This is a genomic window from Spongiactinospora gelatinilytica, from assembly GCF_003236385.1.
GTDB classification, from domain to species: domain Bacteria; phylum Actinomycetota; class Actinomycetes; order Streptosporangiales; family Streptosporangiaceae; genus Spongiactinospora; species Spongiactinospora gelatinilytica.
This window is the reverse complement of the sequence record NZ_POUA01000004.1, coordinates 40,659-58,291: the sequence shown is the minus strand read 5'-3', so window position 1 is coordinate 58,291 and position 17,633 is coordinate 40,659. Positions and strand designations below refer to the sequence as shown.

Sequence of the window (17,633 nt, the reverse complement as noted above, 5' to 3'; positions counted from 1 at the left end):
GGGTCAGGGCGAACACGGGCCTCGCCGCCGCCGTCATGGTCCCCGCCGCTCGCATCACCGCCGCCGTACGGCCCGGCCGCACCGCCATCGTGCAGCCCACCATTCCCTGTGAAATGCGAGGCACTGAATACCACTGCAACATGGACGACGTCGCCGGCCTTCTGAATAGCGTCTCCGACGTCGCGCTCGTGTGCGAAAACCCCCAGTTGGGTCTCGTCGTCTGCGGTCCCGCCGGCCCTCTTCGCATCAGATTCCCTGAGCCGATCAGTCCGGCAGCGCGCTAGCAGCGCCGCTCGCGGCCCCTTCTCCGTGAACACCTTCGGACACATCTTGTCCTGCTGGAGGAGATTCGCAAGCTGCGGCGGGCCAAGGCACTGGGGTTGTCGGCGGACTTGTTCGAGGGTGTTCTCGCCGGGTAGCCCCGGTGCATTGCTGCACCGGGGCCCCTCAGAACCGTGCGTGCCACTCCTCGCGGCACACGGCTCAAGCAAGCCCCGAGGGGCGGTTCAGCCGAACGCGGCCTAATCCGCAAGAGGCTCGCACTCTCTGGCGGGCTGTGTCACGGCGACGATGTCGAAATGTGCCCCGACTAGGTCGGACAATGCATCGAGCCGCTTGCGGCCGTCCTCATCGAAGCCCCCGGCACTACGCTTCACCTCGACCGGAACGAGACTGCCATCGGCGAACAGAAGAAGAACGTCGGCTTCACCCACGGCTCCGCCGCTTGCCGAATCGATGAACGTGACGCCTGGATGGGCACCCACGAGGCCACGCCCAGCGAAGATTTTGATGAGCCACGCCAGCGCGAGAATATGCCCGAGGCTGTCCTTTTCCAGCACGCGCCGTAGGGACTCTCCGATGCGGTAGGTGAACTTTAGATCCTGAGCCCCATATGGCTGGTGGATCTGCCGCTCACACCCTATACACGTGATGGGCGGCGGCAACGACCCCATGGGAATGGTCACGTCCATGGAGGTGGTGTATGAAACAGCCTGCGCGTGATCCTGCCCGCCAGGTTAAGCGGTAAGGGTTCGCGGCAGCGGGTCTTGAGCGGGTGTGTCGCCGTCGATCACCCGGAGCCTGGCCTTGGCCAGCACATCCAGGCCCATGTAGCGACGGCCTTCCACCCACTCATCGGTCTGCTCGGCCAGCACTGCGCCCACGAGGCGGATGACCGCCACCCGATCGGGGAAGATCCCGACCACGTGAGTGCGGGGCCTCGCGGGAGCGGGCCCGAACGTCAGCACGTCCTTGTATCGGACCGCGATGGCCGTGGGCGACAGTTCCGCCAGCGCGCACAACTCCTCATAGCTCAAGGAAGCGCTGGCGATGTGGCACTTACCTCCGCTCCAGCCGAAGAACGTGGCGTACTCGGGTTCCTGGAGCCTTTGCACGGCATCGGCGTTGACAGCCTCGCGGGGAATGCCGATGGGGAGCGCTCGCCTATCGCCGTGTGCCGCGCGCAGGTTCCAGAGAAGCGCGATGTCCTCCACAGATCCGGGCGAAGTGATCACGATGATGTTCGGTCCGGCGGCCCGGCGAAGCGAGCCCGGCTCGGGAATGATGCCGCTAGCTCCCATGTATCCGGTGTCGAGGCGTTGGCCGGAAGCGAGATACATATTGCTGACCCTCCGAGGTCCCAATCGCCCGGAATCGGTCAAGCGCGAGAGAAGATCGTCAAGCGAGCCGACGGTATCGTGCCTTGTGGCGGGCACGAAGTCTTCGAAGCGTAAGTCATCGCCGATGCCGGCGAACCTCGCCAGCTTCGGCTCCGGGGCCACCGGCCAGTTTCCGAGAGTCGCGGCGTAGATCGCCAGCCAGGGATCGTCGTCTGCGAGATCCGCGACATCGACCGGCTTCCACTTGTCGATGCTGTCGCAGGTCGCGATAACAAGCACGGGGTAGTCTCGGGGGCGTGCCCGCTCGACCCATGCGGGCACCTGCACCTCCAAGTCTTTCTGCAAACCGCCGATATAGTCGACCTGCTGGGTCTGCAGTAGCGCGACGTAGGGTTCGGGAAGGTGTCCGGCGGTCACCGGGACGATCGGCTGACCGGCGCCGCCCCACACCTGGCAGAGCTGTTGGGTTTCGGTGAGGAGCCCCTGCATGTCACCCGCTGCGACCGGACGCGCGTAGCGCTCGGGACGAAGGCGCGTGGTGATCTCGTGGGGACCGTCGAGCAGGTCATCATCGAGAAGATGGTGCATCTGTACATTCTCACCCTGGCTTGACCTTGTCCTGCCGAACACACGCCGTTTCGTTCGATCGTCAGGCTTTGAGTGCCTTGATGACGGCCGAGTGCATTCCGTCGGCGACCTGATGGGTGGGGGTGATCTCAATGTCGATGAATCCAGCGGCGGCCAGCCCCTCATGGTATTCGCTGGTGGACAGGGCTCCGGCGATGCAGCCGGCGTGGTCCCCGCGGGCAGCTCGCTCTTGAGGGGAGAGGCGATCCTCGGCCACCACGTCCGAGACGCCGAACCGGCCTCCGGCGCGCAGGACACGGAACGTCTCGGCGAAAACAGCTGTCTTGTCGACCGATAGGTTGATCACGCAGTTGGAGATGACAACGTCGATGCTGTCGTCCGGCAGCGGAATGTCCTCGATGGTGCCCCTGAGGAACTCGGCGTTGTCCGCACCGGCCTTTGCGGCATTCGCCCGGGCCAGGGCGAGCATCTCGTCGGTCATGTCCAAGCCGTAGGCCTTGCCGCCGGGTCCTACTCGCCGGGCGGACAGCAGGACGTCGATGCCACCGCCCGATCCGAGATCCAATACCGTTTCGCCTTCCCGGATTTCGGCGACCGCGACGGGGTTTCCACACCCGAGGCTCGCAGTCACCGCATCGGCAGGCAGGCCGCGCCGCTCGGCCGGGCCGTACAAGCCGCTGCCATATACGGGATCGGTGATCTCGAGGGGGTCACACCCTCCGGTACCGCAGCATCCGGTGGAGTTACCCGCCGCGACGGCCTGTGCAGCGGCGGCGTAGCGGGTACGGACCTGCTCGCGTAGATCGTTCGACTGAACCATGGCTACCTCCCTGGAGCCGATGAGAAGCCCACCTAAATAGATGTTAGTCGAATCAGTCAAGCGGCCACAGGAAGTCGGCTGGGGCGACACTCGGCCGGACGCGAACCTGCGGCACCGGCGCAGTATCGCCCTGGCGTCGCTCGCCTACTTCACGCTGGTCTGGGTCGGCTCCTTCGCCTTGGGGAGGAGCCTCGGCCTGCCGCACGACTGCACATCGACCTTGGCCTTCACTGTGGCCGGGAGCAACTTCGAGTTTGCCATCGCAGTGGCCATCGGCGTCTTCGGCGCCACTTCGGGGCAGGCCCTCGCCGGCGTGGTCGGGCCGCTGATCGAGGTGCCGGCTCTCGTTGCCCTGGTCTACATTTCACTGTGGGCGCGGCGACGCTTCTGCCCTGCGCCCGCGACGTCTTCGATCGCGGAGGAGTATGCGCCGTGAATGACAGGCCGAGCGTATTGTTCGTCTGCGTACACAACGCGGGACGCTCACGGATGGCAGCCGGCTTCATGCGACACTTGGCCGATGGTGGGATCGAAGTTCGCTCCGCCGGTTCCATACCCGCCGACAGCGTCAACCACGTGGCCACCCAGGCAATGCGCGAAGTGGGAATCGACATCTCTGATCAGCATCCCAAGGTGCTGACGCCTGCGTCTGTCCAGGTATCTGATGTCGTCATCACCATGGGCTGTGGAGACGCTTGCCCGATCTTCCCCGGCAAGCGCTATGAGGACTGGGAACTGGACGATCCCGCCGGACGCGACATAAACGAAGTACGTTCGATCCGCGATGAAATCCGCGCCTAAGTGGAGAAACTGATCGCCGAGCTGCTGCCGCACGACGGTTGAGGCGATGTGTGTGAAGCGCAGGTCGCCGGTTCGGGCAACCGCACCTGGAGGAGCAGTCCCCTTGGGAGAGGGGCTTCGCTGCATTCGTTCGCGTGTGGGCCGGCGGCACCACCTTGGCGCGCTCGGCCAGGTCGTCCGGTTGCGTTCACGAGGCGCACGCCTCGCCTGACGAGCGACTGCACCACTGCCGGACCGTGGGGCCCACAAGGAGGCGCCGCAGAACCGTCTCGCAAAGCCGTTCAGACACACCGCAGGGCCTGGGAAGGGGTTCGCAGGCCGGCGAGGTCGCTGCATCAGTTGACCATGGCGTTTTTGTTCAATTATCATTGATTCAATCATGGTTGAATATGATGCGGAACTGGTGAAACGAGCGCGTGTGCACGCCGCGCTGGGAGAGCCCGCACGGTTGGCGATCATTGAACGGTTGGCCGTGAGTGACGCGTCGCCCAGCGAGCTCGGCGCATTGATCGGCCTGCCTGCCAATCTACTCGCCCACCATGTCACCACTCTGCAGGATGCCGGGCTCATCGAGCGGCGCCCATCTGAGGGCGATCGGCGCCGAACCTACCTGCGACTGACCACAAGCACCCTCACCGCTCCGCTGCTAAGCCAGACATACTATGCGCCACGGGTCCTGTTCATCTGCACGCACAACTCGGCCCGTTCTCAGCTCGCCGCCGCGCTGTGGGACAGCAAAGGTCTTGTTCCGGCGGTCTCAGCCGGCACGATACCCGCCGAGCGGGTTCACCCCCGTGCCATCGCCGTCGCTCAACGCCATGGCCTGTCCATGGACAAGGCCTCCACCGCGCACATGGACGATGTCCTGGGGCCCGGTGATCTCCTCATCACCGTCTGCGACAACGTGCATGAGCAACTACGCGGACAGGGACGCCTGCATTGGTCCATTCCAGATCCGGTTCCCATCGACGATGACGCCGCTTTTGATAGCGCCTTCGCCGACATCGCCGATCGCATCGACCGCCTCGCCCCTGTCGTACGTCTCCGACACAAGGACTCCGATGCCTGAACTCAGATACATGGCTCAGCAGCCACATGAGGGGCGGGCTCGTGCCCTGGAAAATCCTGCCCGGACAGAGTGAACGCTGATCCGGCGGGCTCCCGGATCACGCCTTCCTGCCCATGATGCCGCGAACATCGTGTCCACCCCCCACCGGCCTGTCCCAGTATCACCGTGACCAGGCCCATATCGTGTAATCGGAGCTTGATCATGCCAGTGAGCGATGAAATTCCCATACACTTACACACTGCGCAGGCCTTAGCCTGCGCATTCATCACTGCGGCGTCCGTTGACCACCATGCGGGGAACCGATCAGCCGCCCGCAGCGGGCCACACGGGCATAACGGTTCAACTGATTCTCGGTCGCAGTCGCTCGCAGGCGAGCCGACGAGCCTCGGCTTGGGGGCACCCCGACGACACACACTCTTCGGGTGGGGTGCGGTACTTCCGGCCGATCCATCACGCACAGGATCTCTATCCACGGCTCTGCCGGCAAGGCCGGCTCGGCCTGGCTTCCCAGTGCGGAGTCGCTGTACGCCCACACATCAACATGGGCGAGTTCACCAGACAATCCCGTGTACGTTAGAGACCGGCCCCGCGCTGGGGGCCTGCAGCCACTGCTGCCGCCTACGCCGGCACAGACGCGCGTTGGCCCGTCTCGGAGACCGCTCGGCCCTTCAGCAGACGGTTCCCGAGCCGCCCCAATTCGGCTGCACTTTGGATTCGTTCGATCACACATGGTTGCAATAGCAGTTGCTGATGTCAATAATAGATATTAATAGGTGTCCATAATCGCTGGCCATACACACTTTTCGTGGAGTTCGAAAATCTCTTCCTCACCCCCCTAGACGCACTCAATATGAGCCGCTAGCGTACGTGGCAGTAAACACCCCAGGTCGACAATAATCACTCGACGTGACTGCCTCTGCGCGATTGTCAACCCTGTCGTGCGGGCTGCCTTTCATTTCATTCCAATGAAGCATTGGAGGCGATGGGGTTGAGTAGTCCGGCTGTCGATAGAACATGGCGCTCCACGCAGCGCGCCCGTGAGAGCTCGGCGTCAGATCGCGTGCTTGCGGTGAAGATCGGTGGCAGTCTTTTCTCTGATAAGAGTGTCGCCGGCAGCTTGGATAAAGGTCGTATTGCTAGGTTCGCTCGAGTGATCTCCAGCCTTCATGAGCGTTTTCCCGGCCAGGTCGTCCTTATCACAGGAGGCGGTGCCATCGGGCACGGCGCACTACGAGGAATCGATCCGGCAGACCCCTTCGCCGCAATCGGCTTGACCAAGGCGCTCGCGGACGTCCGGTGGGCATGGACGCAAGCTTTGGTAGGTCTCGGGGTAAGGGCGTTTCCGCTCCAGCTTGGCGCGATGGCGACATTGGATGACGATCTGTCGTTCCGCGTGAGGGCCGATATCGTCGAGCGGGTCCTGGCGAGCGGCGCGCTTCCGATCCTATCGGGCGACAGCGTCTTGGACGCCAATGGAAACCTGCACGGCCTGTCGAGTGACCGCGTACCAGAATTCCTTGTACGTGCCTTGCAGACACCCCTGCGGGTCGCGAGCTTCACTGATGTCCCGGGCATTGTGCTGGGAGGACCGGGCGGAAAGGAAACGCTCCGCTACGTGGACCCCATGACCCCCCAGGCAGCCTATGAAGCACTGTGGACCAACAGTGAATGGGACACCACAGGGGGCTTCAAGACCAAGGTGGACGCGCTCATTCGATGTGCAGCGGAGGGCGCGGAGTGCTTCATTCTTGAGGGAGTTGCGCAAGACTCCGAGTGGGCATATCTGCTCTCACCGTACAGCGGGTGGTCCAACAAGCTCCACTGTACCCGGATCGCGCGCTCTCCGGCCGCAGCAGTCAGCACCGCCGAGTAGAGAAGCGGGGTGATAGCGGCGAATTTCGTAGGTTCAGGCAAGATCGCTTGCCGACACGTACAGTCCGAACTTCCAGACCGTCTCGTGACAGAGATGAAAGGAATCTACCAATGACCGCACCAGTCCTGGAAGAGACCTACGGCGACAAGATCAAGGCACGCAGGGAGCACATCAAGATGGACCGAGCGGCGTTCGCGGCCGCGCTCGGAAAGCCCACCCAGGACATCGAGGCGCTGGAGGAGAACAAGGGCGCCCCCCTCACCCTGGACACCCTGACCGCCATCGCCGGCGTGCTCGGGACGTCGTTGGCCGAACTCACTCCCGAATTCGTCAGTGACCTCGACGACGGCGTCAGCTACCAGTTACCGCAGGACAACCCCATCATCAAGGGACTGCGGGCTGGGACCAACTACTACACCTACCACTGCCTGGTGCGGACGCGGACCGTGCCCAAGCTCGTGCCCCTCCTGCTGGAGGTGAACGTCGACGACCCGGACGCGGCCGCCTTCAACGTCGGACACGACGCTCACGAGGTGATCTACTGCATGGAGGGCGACATCCACTTCAAGTGGGGCGACCCGGCTAACCCCCGGGAGGTCATACTGCCCCAGGGGAGTAGCTTCTACATCTCGCCCGGCGTCCCGCACACCCTGACGACGACCAAGGGCTCCGGCCCTGGCAAGGTCATCTCGATCAACTTCTGATCATGAGACCTCCAGTGCCTTGAGCCATCCGCCAAGGCACTGGAGTGTCAGTTCGCCCTTGTCGCGGATGAATTGCTAGATCCCTCTTTCTTGGGGGGCTCTGTTGTCAGAAGGGACGATTGGCTAGCAAAGGCACCTGAATGCGACAAATCTATTAAGTGCTAGCGACTTTAGCAAGGCCGGGCGTTATAGGCGGGATGAGAGGTTTCATACGCATGTAGCGGCTTGCCCATCTTTTGCTGTCTAAAAAGGGCCGAGTGGCATCGTGCTCCCCTCCAATCATGGGCCAACCGATACAGTTCGGTAACGCGACGATCCTGGGATGCACGTACGCGGGACATTGAATTACCATGAGCATCGGAACGACCACCGTTGATCGCGAGGTATTCGAAGATGGCCGATTCCACTAGATCGGCACGAGGCCAACTCGGCGCCTCGGCCGGCGATCCCCTGTCAGACGCCTACATCAGGGCGTGTGTGGCGGGCCGAACCCACTACGAATCCATCGGATCGGCGGACAGGACCCATGTCGACATCGGCGCCGGGCTACGCGCGATATTGTGGTCGCCACTCGATTATGGTGGCCCGATCCTCGGAGTCCACAATCAGTCGGCGAGCGCCCAAGGGTTCACGGTCGATCAATATTTCCCGGATGTCGTCGCCGGACTGGCGCACTTGCTTTTCGTAGGGGGCCAGGTGGAGACCACAGGTTCCGCAGATGAGCCCACGGTATTCCGGCTACAGCCGGGCGCGCATGTGTGGATTGCTCAGGCCAGCAATCAAGGCATGGGCGGCACGTCACCCGATCACGACTCCTCGCCGACACATGGTGTTTCGAATTGATGAGGGAGAGCCCGGAGAACGGGCCGGCCACCGCGCTTATAACCGGAGCAGGTAGCGGAATCGGAGCGGCGACGGCCGTCAGGTTGGCGAATGAAGGTTATCGGGTCTTACTCGTCGGCCGGCGAATCGACCGCCTGGAGTTTCTCGTACGGCAGCTGGTTGCGGAGGGGCGGCAAGCGGAGGCGCTGCTGGTGGATGTCACCGACGAAGCAGCTGTCAAGGCCATGGCCGGCAATTTGGACCGGTGTGATGTCCTGATCAACAATGCTGGTGGTGCCTTCGGGACCGAGCCGATTTCCGATGCACTGCCATCGGACTGGCGTGCGATGTACGAGGTAAACGTATTGGGCGCGCTGCACATGACGCAGGCATTGCTGCCGTACCTTATCGCCAGCGGTGATGGAACGATCGTCATCGTGTCCTCGACGGCCTCGTTCACCGTCTATGAGGGCGGCGGGGGCTACAGTGCCGCGAAGCACGGCGAACGTGTTCTAGCCGCGACTCTGCGCCTGGAACTATGTGGGGAACCGGTCCGTGTCATCGACATCGCCCCCGGCATGGTTCACACCGAAGAGTTCTCGTTGAACCGGTACCGGGGAGACGCAGAGCAGGCAGCCGCCGTCTACGCCGGTGTGGACCATCCACTGGTCGCCGACGACGTGGCGGACGCCATCGCCTGGGCCATAACCCGACCGTCATACGTCAACGTCGACTTACTCGTTCTGCGCCCCCGCGCGCAGGCGGCCCAGCACAAAGTGCATCGGCGGCCGTAGCCTCCCGCAGCCACCGCGGACCTTTCGCGACCGGTACGACCAAAGGATGGCCAGGATGGACCGAACCCCAGAAGGTACCTCAGGTACATCGATCCTCGACCTTCCCCATTACCCGATCACTCCCCTGACCGGCCTGGACACGGTCGTGGAGGTGGTCGGCTCCAAGAGCTACACCAACCGATTCCTGGCGATCGCCGGCCTGTGCGCCCAACCGACCACACTGCACAACGCGCTTCACTCCCAGGACACCATCCTTCTGGCCGAGGCCCTGCGCAGGCTGGGGCACGTCGATGTGGAACTACGGCCCGACGTCCCCAGCATCACGGTCTCGCCGAACGGCCGACCCATGCGCGCACCCGCACAAGAGATCGACATGGGCAACGCCGGGACTCCAATCCGGTTCCTGATCACGATGGCGGCCCTGGCCGACGGACGGACAGTGCTGACCGGTAATCAACGGATGCGTGAACGGCCGATGGGGCACCTGCTGGAAGCGCTGCGCGCGCTCGGGGTGCGTGCGCGGGCACTCCACGGCAATGACTCACCTCCGATCGAAGTGTGGGGACCGGCTTGGCGTGGCGGAGGAACTCACATTTCCGGCACGGTGAGCAGCCAGTTCACCAGCAGCCTGCTTGTTTGCGCTCCTGTGGCAGAACAGGGACTCGAGCTGCATATAGACGGCGATCTGGTCTCAGGACCGTATGTGGACATGACGATCGCCGCCATGCGGCAGGCCGGCATCGGTGAGATCTCCGTCAACGGCTACTCGTCATTCGCCGTCCCAGCGGGGCAGCAGTACCTCGGCGGGGACATCACCGTCGAGCCCGACGCCTCGGCGATGTCGTATTTCGTGGCGGCCGCGGCGATTCTCGGCGGTAAGGTGACCATCCCTGGGATCGGTCCAGATTCTCGGCAAGGTGACGTTGGGCTGATCAAGGCGTTGACCGACATGGGGTGCACTTGCGTGGCCGGTGCCGACGGCATCACCGTGGAAGGGGACGCCCTGCGCGGTATCGACATCGACATGACCCGCATGCCCGATGTCGTCCCTACTCTGGCCGTTGTCGCGGCTTATGCCAAAGGGCGTACGCACATAACCGGTATCGGGAACCTGCGTTTCAAGGAATGCGATCGGATCGCGGCCGTGGCGACGGAACTGGGCAAGATGGGCGTGAGGGTGGACACGACCATCGACACGATGACGATCCACGGCGGCGCTGAGCCGAAAGGCGCCTGGATCCACACCTACGACGACCACCGCATCGCCATGGCGTTCGCCATCGCTGGACTGCGTACCCCAGGAGTGGTCATCGAAGAACCGGCATGCGTGACCAAGTCTTTTCCCAGTTTCTGGGAGCGCTTCGAAGGCCTGCGGGGCGGCCGATGAGGGCCCGCATGCCAGGAGTCCTGCTCGTCCTCGACGGGTGGGGACACGCGCCGCCTGCGCCCGGCAACGCGATCAGTGAGGCGGAGTGCCCCTTCCTCGAAGGGCTGGTCCTCGGCAGGCGCGGAGTACTCCTGGACGCCTCCGGAGGCGCAGTGGGTCTTCCAGAGGGCACCGTAGGCAATTCCGAGATCGGACATATGGTGATGGGCGCCGGGCGACCCATCGAATACGACAGTCTCCGGGTAGAGCAGCAGGTGAAGTCAGGAGCCCTACGATCCCATCCCCTGCTGCGGGAAGCCTGCGTGAGACTGGCCCAGCAGCGCGGAACACTGCACCTCGTCGGGTTGATCTCTGACGGCCGGATCCACTCTGACATCGACCACATCGCCGAGGTCCTGCGTGCCGCTCGAGCGCATGCCCTGGAAAGGGTTGTGATCCATGCGATCACGGACGGACGTGACGTACCAGACGGAACCGGCGCTTTGTACTTATCGCGTCTGAACGAAATCGTCAAAGTATCCGGAGTGGGCGCCGTCGCCACCGTGATCGGGCGCAACTTCGCCATGGACAAAAGCGGTGCCGACCACTTGACCGCCCAGGCGGCCCTTCTGGTACTGGACGGCAGGGCCGAACGCAGCGCCCCCAATGCCGAAGACGCGCTGCGCGGCGGAGCGCCCGACGGCTCTGTCACTGCGACGGTGATAACCGGTGCGACCGGTGGGCCGGCCCCGGTTCGGGACGGCGACGCCATCGTGTTCATGAACTTCCGAAGCGATCGAATGGCACCGCTCGCGGACATGGTGGCCGTACTCCTGGCCAGCACCGCCCGCAGCCGTGTCCGGCTACTGAGCCTTGGCCACTACGACACCCATGCCGGCATTCCCGCCCTCGTGCCACGCGCCGATGCCTCGGGCGGCCTGGCCGACGCCCTCGAAAACTCCGAAGTACGGTCCGTCCGGATAGCCGAGCGGGAGAAATTCGAACACGTCACCTTCTACCTGAACGGCCGGGACGCGCGGCCCCGGCAACAGGAGGAGCATGTACTCGTTCCGCCGGCCGCAACGGGGCCGGTTCAGGACCATCCCGAGATGAATCTTCGCGGGCTCGTTCAGGCGGTCATCGAGGCCGCGGCCCGACCCGATGTCGGCCTGGTGGTGGCGAACCTGGCGAACATGGATGTGGTCGGTCACACCGGGGCTTACCATGCCACACGAAAGGCGGTGGAGGCGGTCGACCGTGCCGCCGCCCAGATCTGCTCCACTGCCTTCGCGGGCGGGCGCTGGACTCTACTGGTGGGTGACCACGGAAACGCCGAGCAAATGCTCACCTCACCGACTGACGGCGCACCCGCTATCGGCTATGGCGGTCACACCACCAACCGCGTACCCTGCGCGCTCATCTCCGTGCGCGGTGAGCGCTTGAAGATTCCGAGCGGTGGTGAGGCGGCGATCTGCTCGGTCGGTCCCACGGTCCTTCGGCTACTTGGCCTGCCCATCCCCGCGGCCATGTCGGCGCCCGAGCTGGTCGATGACTCCGCCCAACCCATCCGACAAGGGTGAGGCATCAGTTTCGCGAGAAAGAGCATGACGATGATTTCTGCCGAACTGTTCTGCGACGAACTGGAACAGCGGGGGTTCAGTCTGGCCAGTGGCGTTCCCTGCTCCTTCTTCGGCGGGCCGATCGCACTACTGAGCCGAACGCCAGGACGCTACGTCCCCGCAGCCAACGAAGGAAATGCGCTCGCTGTGGCCGTCGGCGCGGCACTGGCCGGATGCCGCGCTTACGTCATGCTGCAGAACTCCGGACTAGGTAATCTGATCAACCCTCTGACCTCGCTGGTCATGACCTACCGCATCCCGGTCCTCACCTTTGTGAGCCTGCGCGGACAGCCAGATCCCGCTGACGATGAGCCCCAGCACGCCATCATGGGCCCGACTACCCGGCCCTACCTCGACATGCTGGGGGTCCCGAACTGGACCCTGCGGGCCGGCGATGACGAAGAGCGGTTCCGGGAACTTCTCAACACCGCCATCGGCTCGATGTCGGCGGGGCACGCTCCCTTCATCTGCGTTGAGAAGGGCGTCGTTGCCAGGGTCACCGAGAACCACATTGACCAGGACGGCCGACTGGACAGTGGTGAGGCCGTACGCGTCATCGCCAAGCTCGCCGGCGATGCTCCCATCATCGCCACCACTGGGTATACCGGCCGGGAGCTGTTCGGGATCGACGACCGGCCGGCCAATTTCTATATGCAAGGCTCCATGGGCCACGCCTCCTCGATCGCCCTGGGCGTCGCCCTGGCCGATCTGCAGCGGAAGGTCATCGTGCTGGACGGCGACGGCGCGGCGCTGATGCATCTTGGAGCGCTTTCGAGCATCGGTTTCCTGAACCCGCCCAACCTCGTCCACATCGTGCTAGACAACGGCGTCCACGAGTCGACCGGCTCCCAGGCCACCACATCGGCCACGACTCGCCTCGACCAGGTCGCCGCAGGATGCGGATACCGCAGCACGCGAACGTGCCGCACTCTGCCTGAAGTGACCGAGGCGGTCACTGCGGCACTCACATCACCTGGCCCACATATGTGCGTAATCCCCACCCGGCGGCGACAGAACCCGCTACCACCACGTGCAACCAGCGCCCATTCCCCACAGTCTCTGCGGAGCCGCTTCACCGCCACCCTGAACAACACGACCGAGTCCGCGTCGTCCGAAGGATGACCGAATGTCCTCACCGTTATCGCACACCGTCCGCCTCGCAATGATCTGTGCCTTGACTACCATCGCCACGGCGGCCTGTGGCGGTTCGAGCACCAACCTGTCCGATCCGGACACCATCGTCATGGGACTGATCCCTAACGAGAATGCCGCCACCTTGAAGGCCGAATATGCGCCCCTCGCCGATCTGGTGTCCAAGGCCTCGGGGAAAAGGGTACAACTCGAGGTCATGACCAACTACGCGGCCGTGGTCGAAGGGCAGCGCGCGGGCACCGTACACATAGCGATGTACGGTCCGTTCAGCTACGTACTGGCAAAAGACTCGGGCGTCGACATCTCACCTATCGCAGCAGAGCTTTATAAAGAAGGCGGCACCCCGAGCTATCACGGCTATATCGTTGCTCGGGCCGACAGCGGATTGAAGACCTTGCGCGACCTGCGCGGTAAGCACATTTGCTTCGTCGACCCCAACTCAACTTCCGGCCGCCTCTATCCGCTGGCGGGCCTGCTTGAGGCCGGGATTAAGCCGGGAAGCTACAAGGAAACGTTCACCGGCGGCCACGATGCCTCCCTTCTCGCCGTCCGCGACGGCGACTGTGACGCGGCTGCGATCAGAGACCTGCTCTTTGAGGAGGTCCTGCCATTTCAGGAGGACATCGACATAAAAGACTATTCCATTCTCTGGAAGTCGCCGCCGGTGGTCAACTCGCCGCTGGCGATATCCAACAGGCTCAAACCCGAGCTGCGCACCGCCATCACCACCGCCATATTGCAGCGTGGCAATGCCGACAGCCTCGGTGTCGACGACATCGCCGGCTACTGGGGATTCACCAAGGTCGAAGACAAGTTCTACGACCCCATCCGCCGGATATGCAAGCTCACCAAGGCGGAGGCGTGCCGGCCGCGAGCCGACTAGCAGCTTACAAGCCATCCCGTTCGTACAGTTGTTCCGCGCCCATAGTGCGTTGAGGTGTACATGACCGCGAGCGAGCGAAATGCGTCAGTTATATCATTAGATCGAGTGACCAAAACCTTTGATAAGAGAATTGTCGGACTGCGGGATGTCACCTTCACTGTTCCGCCGGGGGAGTTCTGTGTTCTATTAGGAAGCTCCGGAGCGGGGAAGTCCACATTGCTCCGGCATATCTCTGGGCTCCACAAGCCGACTTCTGGGAAGGTGTCCGTCCTGGGCACCGATGTGGAAACCGCACGGGAACGCACCCTACGCTCCCTGCGCCGTCATATCGGGTTCATTTTCCAGCAGTTCAACCTCGTTGGTCAGCTAAGTGTCCTGGAAAACGTGTGCAGCGGCGCCCTTGGCCGCCTTCGCGGGCCACGCCTGGGCCTGTTGGCCTATTCCTCACGCCTACGGCGCGAAGCCCTGCAACATCTTGATCGCGTCGGCTTGCCCGATCAAGCCTTCCAGCGTGCCGATACGTTATCCGGTGGGCAGCAGCAGCGTGTGGCGATCGCCAGGGCGCTGATGCAGCGTCCGGCGATCCTGCTGGCCGACGAACCCGTGGCGTCCCTTGATCCCGACAGCGCCAAGATGGTCATGGGCCTGCTGCAGGACATCGTTCGCGAACAGCGAATGACGCTGGTCAGCAGCCTGCACCAGTTGGACTTGGCCCTCTCGTGCGCGGACAGGATCATTGGTCTCCAGCGCGGTGCGATCGTGCTCGACACTCCTGCCTGCCTCATGAACGCCGACACTGTGATGGAGGTCTACAACAACGGGTCGCCGGAGCCGATGACGTTGCAGGCGCCGACGCGGCTTGGCTCGCCAGGATGACGGCATCGGCCGAGTTGTCGGCAACTTCGTCAGTGGCGCAAACCCCGCGGCGCAGACGCCCGGGGCGCCGTCGCAGTGCCACGGTCGGCGCCTTGTTGCTGGCTCTTCTGGGTCTCGGCGCCGCGTCGGTCATCCACCTGGAAATCAATTTCGCCACGGTGGTGCACGGCTACGCCAATGCGATCGGCTTCATTGATCGAATCTGGCCTCCTGAACTGCCCAGCGGCGAAGAGGTGGTCCAGCAGACCGGCTTCACCCTGGCCACTACCCTGCTGGCCACCCTGTTGTCGGTGGCCATCAGTTTTCCACTGGCCGTGTGGGCCGCGGCCAACACCACGCGCGGCACCGGCTTTCGCCTCGGCTCGCGGGGCGTGATCGTGGCGGCACGCGCCGTCCCGGACATCGTCTTGGCCATCCTATTCGTGCGGCTGTTCGGCCTGGGCGTGGTCCCCGGCATCCTCGCCATGGGCCTGCACTCGGTCGGAATGGTGGGCAAACTCTATGCGGACGCGCTCGAGCAGGTCAGTGATAAGCCCCGCGAGGCCCTGCGCAGCATCGGCGCCAGTCGAGGCCAGCAGCTCAGCACCGCGATCCTCCCACAAGCGTTACCGGCATTCATCGCGATCGGCTTGCATCGATTCGACATCAACCTGCGTCACTCGGCACTCTTGGGATTCGTCGGCGTCACCGGCATAGGCTTTGAAATGTCGAAGGCTTTCGGAGCGCTGCAGTTCGGGCTCGGGATCGTTTGGGCTGTCATTCTGCTCCTCCTGTGCCTCCTTTCTGAGCTGTTGTCCGCAGTCGTGCGCCGGTCTCTAATGCGCATGACGACATCAGCGGAACAACGCGCCCTGCGTCGGCTGCCCGCGCTGCTGCGCCGCCGGTCGTTCTATGCGCCCGCCCCGGTACAGCTCTCGACACTCCCTACGGCGGACCGGCCGATCTTTCCTGCGTGGTCCTTCGACCGCGCTCGGCGGATCGTCTACGCCGCGATCGCGGTGGCCGTTGTTCTATGGTCATTGCTCCGCAGCGGTGCACTGGACCTCAGCCTCAGCGGCGGCCTGCGCGGCTTCCTGACGACGCTTGGCCTGTTCTGGCCCCCCGGAACGGCGGGTGTGGCTCCGGACCTTTTGCGAGCACTTTTCGTCACCCTCGAGATCGGCCTCGCCTCGATGCTCATCGGCGCGTTGCTGGCGATCCCCCTAGGATCGCTCGCCGCGCGCAACGTTTCCGGCCATCGAATGATCCACACCACCTTCCGCGGGATCGTCTTGCTGGTAAGAGGAATACCCGAGCTGGTGCTCGCCATTCTGTTCGTCGTGATCATCGGTCTCGGTCCGGTCGCCGGCGCGCTCGCTCTGGCCATCGGGTCCATCGGCCTCCTGGGCAAACTCGTGGCCGACTCCCTGGAAGAGGTCGATCATGGCCCCCTCGAAGCCCTGAACGCGGTCGGCGCCTCACGGACACAGATATATTTCACAGCGATCTTGCCGCAGGCCGCACGAGCGATCATAGGCGCGACTCTGTATCAGCTCGACGTCAATATTCGGTACGCGACATTGCTGGGCCTCGTCGGCGGAGGAGGCGTCGGCTTCTACCTCCTACAGGCCTCCCACACCCGAGAATACGAAGTGATCACCTGGATTGTTCTGGCCATCTTCGCGGTGGTCTTCGCACTCGAAATCTTCGCGATGACCATCCGGCGACTACTGGCCTGAGTGAAGACGCTAGGCCGCCACGAAAAGGGGGAGGCGCATGCCGGCCGATCCGCAATACTGCCCACAGCACACGACGGCATGCGCATCCACCCCAAGGGGAACGGTCACCACAGGGCGAAGGAACTTTTCGCGGGCTTAGGCGGGTTCGTTGCCTGGACGCCACTTGATATTGCATCCGCCGCTGGGCGTATGGGGTTCCGGGACAGGGCGACCGGCCAGCACATTCTCGACCGCCGCCCGCAGAACACTACCCTCCACAGGAACACCGTTACCCGGGCGTGCGCTATCGAATTGGCCACGGTAGGCCAGTCGCCGGTCGCTGCCGTACAAAAAGAAGTCCGGAGTGCAGGCGGCCCGGAAGGCTTTGGCAACCTCCTGGCCCCCATCGATCAGGTAGGGAAATCCGAACTCCGCGCGAAGCGCCTGCTGAGCCAGGCCCTGGCGCCGGTCTTCTGGGTGACTTTCTGTGTCGCTGGAGCAGATACCCACCGTAGCCAGCCCTCGGCCGTGGTACTGATCAGCAAAGTGAGCGAACTGCCTTTCGATGTGCAGCACGTACGGGCAGCGGTTGGAAAGAAAGACGACCAGGAGAGCGGAGGCGTCGGCGAGGTCGGCGACGCCCACTTTACGGCCATCGACAGCGAGCAGGCTGAAGTCCGGAACAGGGGTTCCGAGGGGGACCATGAACGAATAGGTGAATACCATACTACCCTCTCTGCATTTAACAGTCGGCTCTGGGACTCGATCGAGGGAAGTGTGCGGTGATACAGAAAAGGCGAAGCAAGGCAGGCCATAACTTCGATACTCGCATTCGCTCGCTGGTAGCCAGCGGCAGACGGGGGAGCCTTCCGGCACCGCCTAACAGAACGCCGCTGGCTCGAGGTCGATGAGGCATCCTCTGGTATGGGCCAAGCGGTCGGCTGGGGGCG

At 63.6% G+C, this 17,633-nt stretch carries 16 protein-coding genes and 2 pseudogenes; 14 read left to right on the top strand and 4 right to left on the bottom strand.

Annotated features, from left to right (window positions below):
• A partial coding sequence (locus C1I98_RS43465; protein ID WP_233506965.1) for a hypothetical protein occupies positions 1–284 on the top strand: 284 nt, incomplete at its 5' end.
• Positions 285–521: 237 nt separating this feature from the next.
• Here C1I98_RS43465 and C1I98_RS01115 read toward each other — a convergent pair.
• The 3 genes and pseudogenes from C1I98_RS01115 to arsM form a co-directional block, all read right to left on the bottom strand.
• The gene (locus tag C1I98_RS01115) at positions 522–971 is read right to left on the bottom strand and encodes a hypothetical protein (protein ID WP_111165158.1); all 450 of its coding nucleotides are present in this window, start codon (positions 969–971) and stop codon (positions 522–524) included.
• Positions 972–1,016: 45 nt separating this feature from the next.
• Positions 1,017–1,220 (bottom strand): annotated as a pseudogene (locus tag C1I98_RS01110) (transposase); the annotation flags it as partial.
• A 1,048-nt stretch (positions 1,221–2,268) separates the two neighbouring features.
• Positions 2,269–3,027 carry an arsenite methyltransferase gene (gene arsM, locus C1I98_RS01105; RefSeq protein WP_111165157.1) on the bottom strand — a complete coding sequence of 253 codons (759 nt, stop codon included), beginning with the start codon at positions 3,025–3,027 and terminating at the stop codon, positions 2,269–2,271.
• A 124-nt stretch (positions 3,028–3,151) separates the two neighbouring features.
• On the opposite strand from arsM, the pseudogene C1I98_RS01100 reads away from it, so the two are divergent.
• The 13 genes and pseudogenes from C1I98_RS01100 to phnE all read left to right on the top strand — a co-directional run.
• Positions 3,152–3,463 (top strand): annotated as a pseudogene (locus C1I98_RS01100) (arsenic resistance protein); the annotation flags it as partial.
• Entirely contained in the window at positions 3,460–3,828 is a 369-nt protein-coding gene (locus tag C1I98_RS01095) for an arsenate reductase ArsC (RefSeq protein ID WP_111165156.1), read from the top strand. The pseudogene C1I98_RS01100 and the gene C1I98_RS01095, both read left to right, overlap by 4 nt.
• Positions 3,829–4,207: 379 nt before the next feature.
• Positions 4,208–4,897 (top strand): arsenate reductase/protein-tyrosine-phosphatase family protein, encoded by a 690-nt coding sequence (locus C1I98_RS01090; protein WP_111165155.1) that lies wholly within the window; start codon positions 4,208–4,210, stop codon positions 4,895–4,897.
• Between the two features lie 1,069 nt (positions 4,898–5,966).
• Complete coding sequence (locus C1I98_RS01085) at positions 5,967–6,770, top strand: amino acid kinase family protein (RefSeq protein WP_158557832.1); 804 nt, start codon at positions 5,967–5,969, stop codon at positions 6,768–6,770.
• A 110-nt stretch (positions 6,771–6,880) separates the two neighbouring features.
• The gene (locus C1I98_RS01080; RefSeq protein WP_111165153.1) at positions 6,881–7,474 is read left to right on the top strand and encodes a cupin domain-containing protein; all 594 of its coding nucleotides are present in this window, start codon (positions 6,881–6,883) and stop codon (positions 7,472–7,474) included.
• Positions 7,475–7,867: 393 nt separating this feature from the next.
• Complete coding sequence (locus C1I98_RS40240; protein ID WP_146607218.1) at positions 7,868–8,317, top strand: hypothetical protein; 450 nt, start codon at positions 7,868–7,870, stop codon at positions 8,315–8,317.
• A complete protein-coding gene (locus tag C1I98_RS01075; protein ID WP_111165152.1) occupies positions 8,317–9,090 on the top strand; it encodes an SDR family oxidoreductase in 774 nt (257 codons plus the stop codon). Before C1I98_RS40240 ends, C1I98_RS01075 begins: the two co-directional genes overlap by 1 nt.
• A gap of 55 nt (positions 9,091–9,145) precedes the next feature.
• On the top strand, positions 9,146–10,477 hold the full coding sequence (aroA, locus tag C1I98_RS01070; protein WP_111165162.1) for a 3-phosphoshikimate 1-carboxyvinyltransferase: 1,332 nt from the start codon (positions 9,146–9,148) through the stop codon (positions 10,475–10,477).
• Positions 10,478–10,485: 8 nt separating this feature from the next.
• A complete protein-coding gene (gene gpmI, locus C1I98_RS01065) occupies positions 10,486–12,036 on the top strand; it encodes a 2,3-bisphosphoglycerate-independent phosphoglycerate mutase (RefSeq protein WP_199536638.1) in 1,551 nt (516 codons plus the stop codon).
• Between the two features lie 24 nt (positions 12,037–12,060).
• Positions 12,061–13,197, top strand: coding sequence for a phosphonopyruvate decarboxylase (aepY, locus tag C1I98_RS01060; RefSeq protein WP_233506964.1), 1,137 nt, complete (start codon positions 12,061–12,063; stop codon positions 13,195–13,197).
• Between the two features lie 4 nt (positions 13,198–13,201).
• Positions 13,202–14,110, top strand: coding sequence for a phosphate/phosphite/phosphonate ABC transporter substrate-binding protein (locus tag C1I98_RS01055; RefSeq protein WP_111165150.1), 909 nt, complete (start codon positions 13,202–13,204; stop codon positions 14,108–14,110).
• A gap of 60 nt (positions 14,111–14,170) precedes the next feature.
• The gene (gene phnC, locus C1I98_RS01050) at positions 14,171–14,986 is read left to right on the top strand and encodes a phosphonate ABC transporter ATP-binding protein (protein WP_111165149.1); all 816 of its coding nucleotides are present in this window, start codon (positions 14,171–14,173) and stop codon (positions 14,984–14,986) included.
• On the top strand, positions 14,983–16,704 hold the full coding sequence (gene phnE, locus C1I98_RS01045; RefSeq protein WP_111165148.1) for a phosphonate ABC transporter, permease protein PhnE: 1,722 nt from the start codon (positions 14,983–14,985) through the stop codon (positions 16,702–16,704). Before phnC ends, phnE begins: the two co-directional genes overlap by 4 nt.
• A gap of 135 nt (positions 16,705–16,839) precedes the next feature.
• Here the strand turns inward: phnE and C1I98_RS01040 are convergent, their stop codons facing one another.
• On the bottom strand, positions 16,840–17,409 hold the full coding sequence (locus tag C1I98_RS01040; protein WP_111165147.1) for a thioredoxin family protein: 570 nt from the start codon (positions 17,407–17,409) through the stop codon (positions 16,840–16,842).
• Positions 17,410–17,633: the final 224 nt, after the last annotated feature.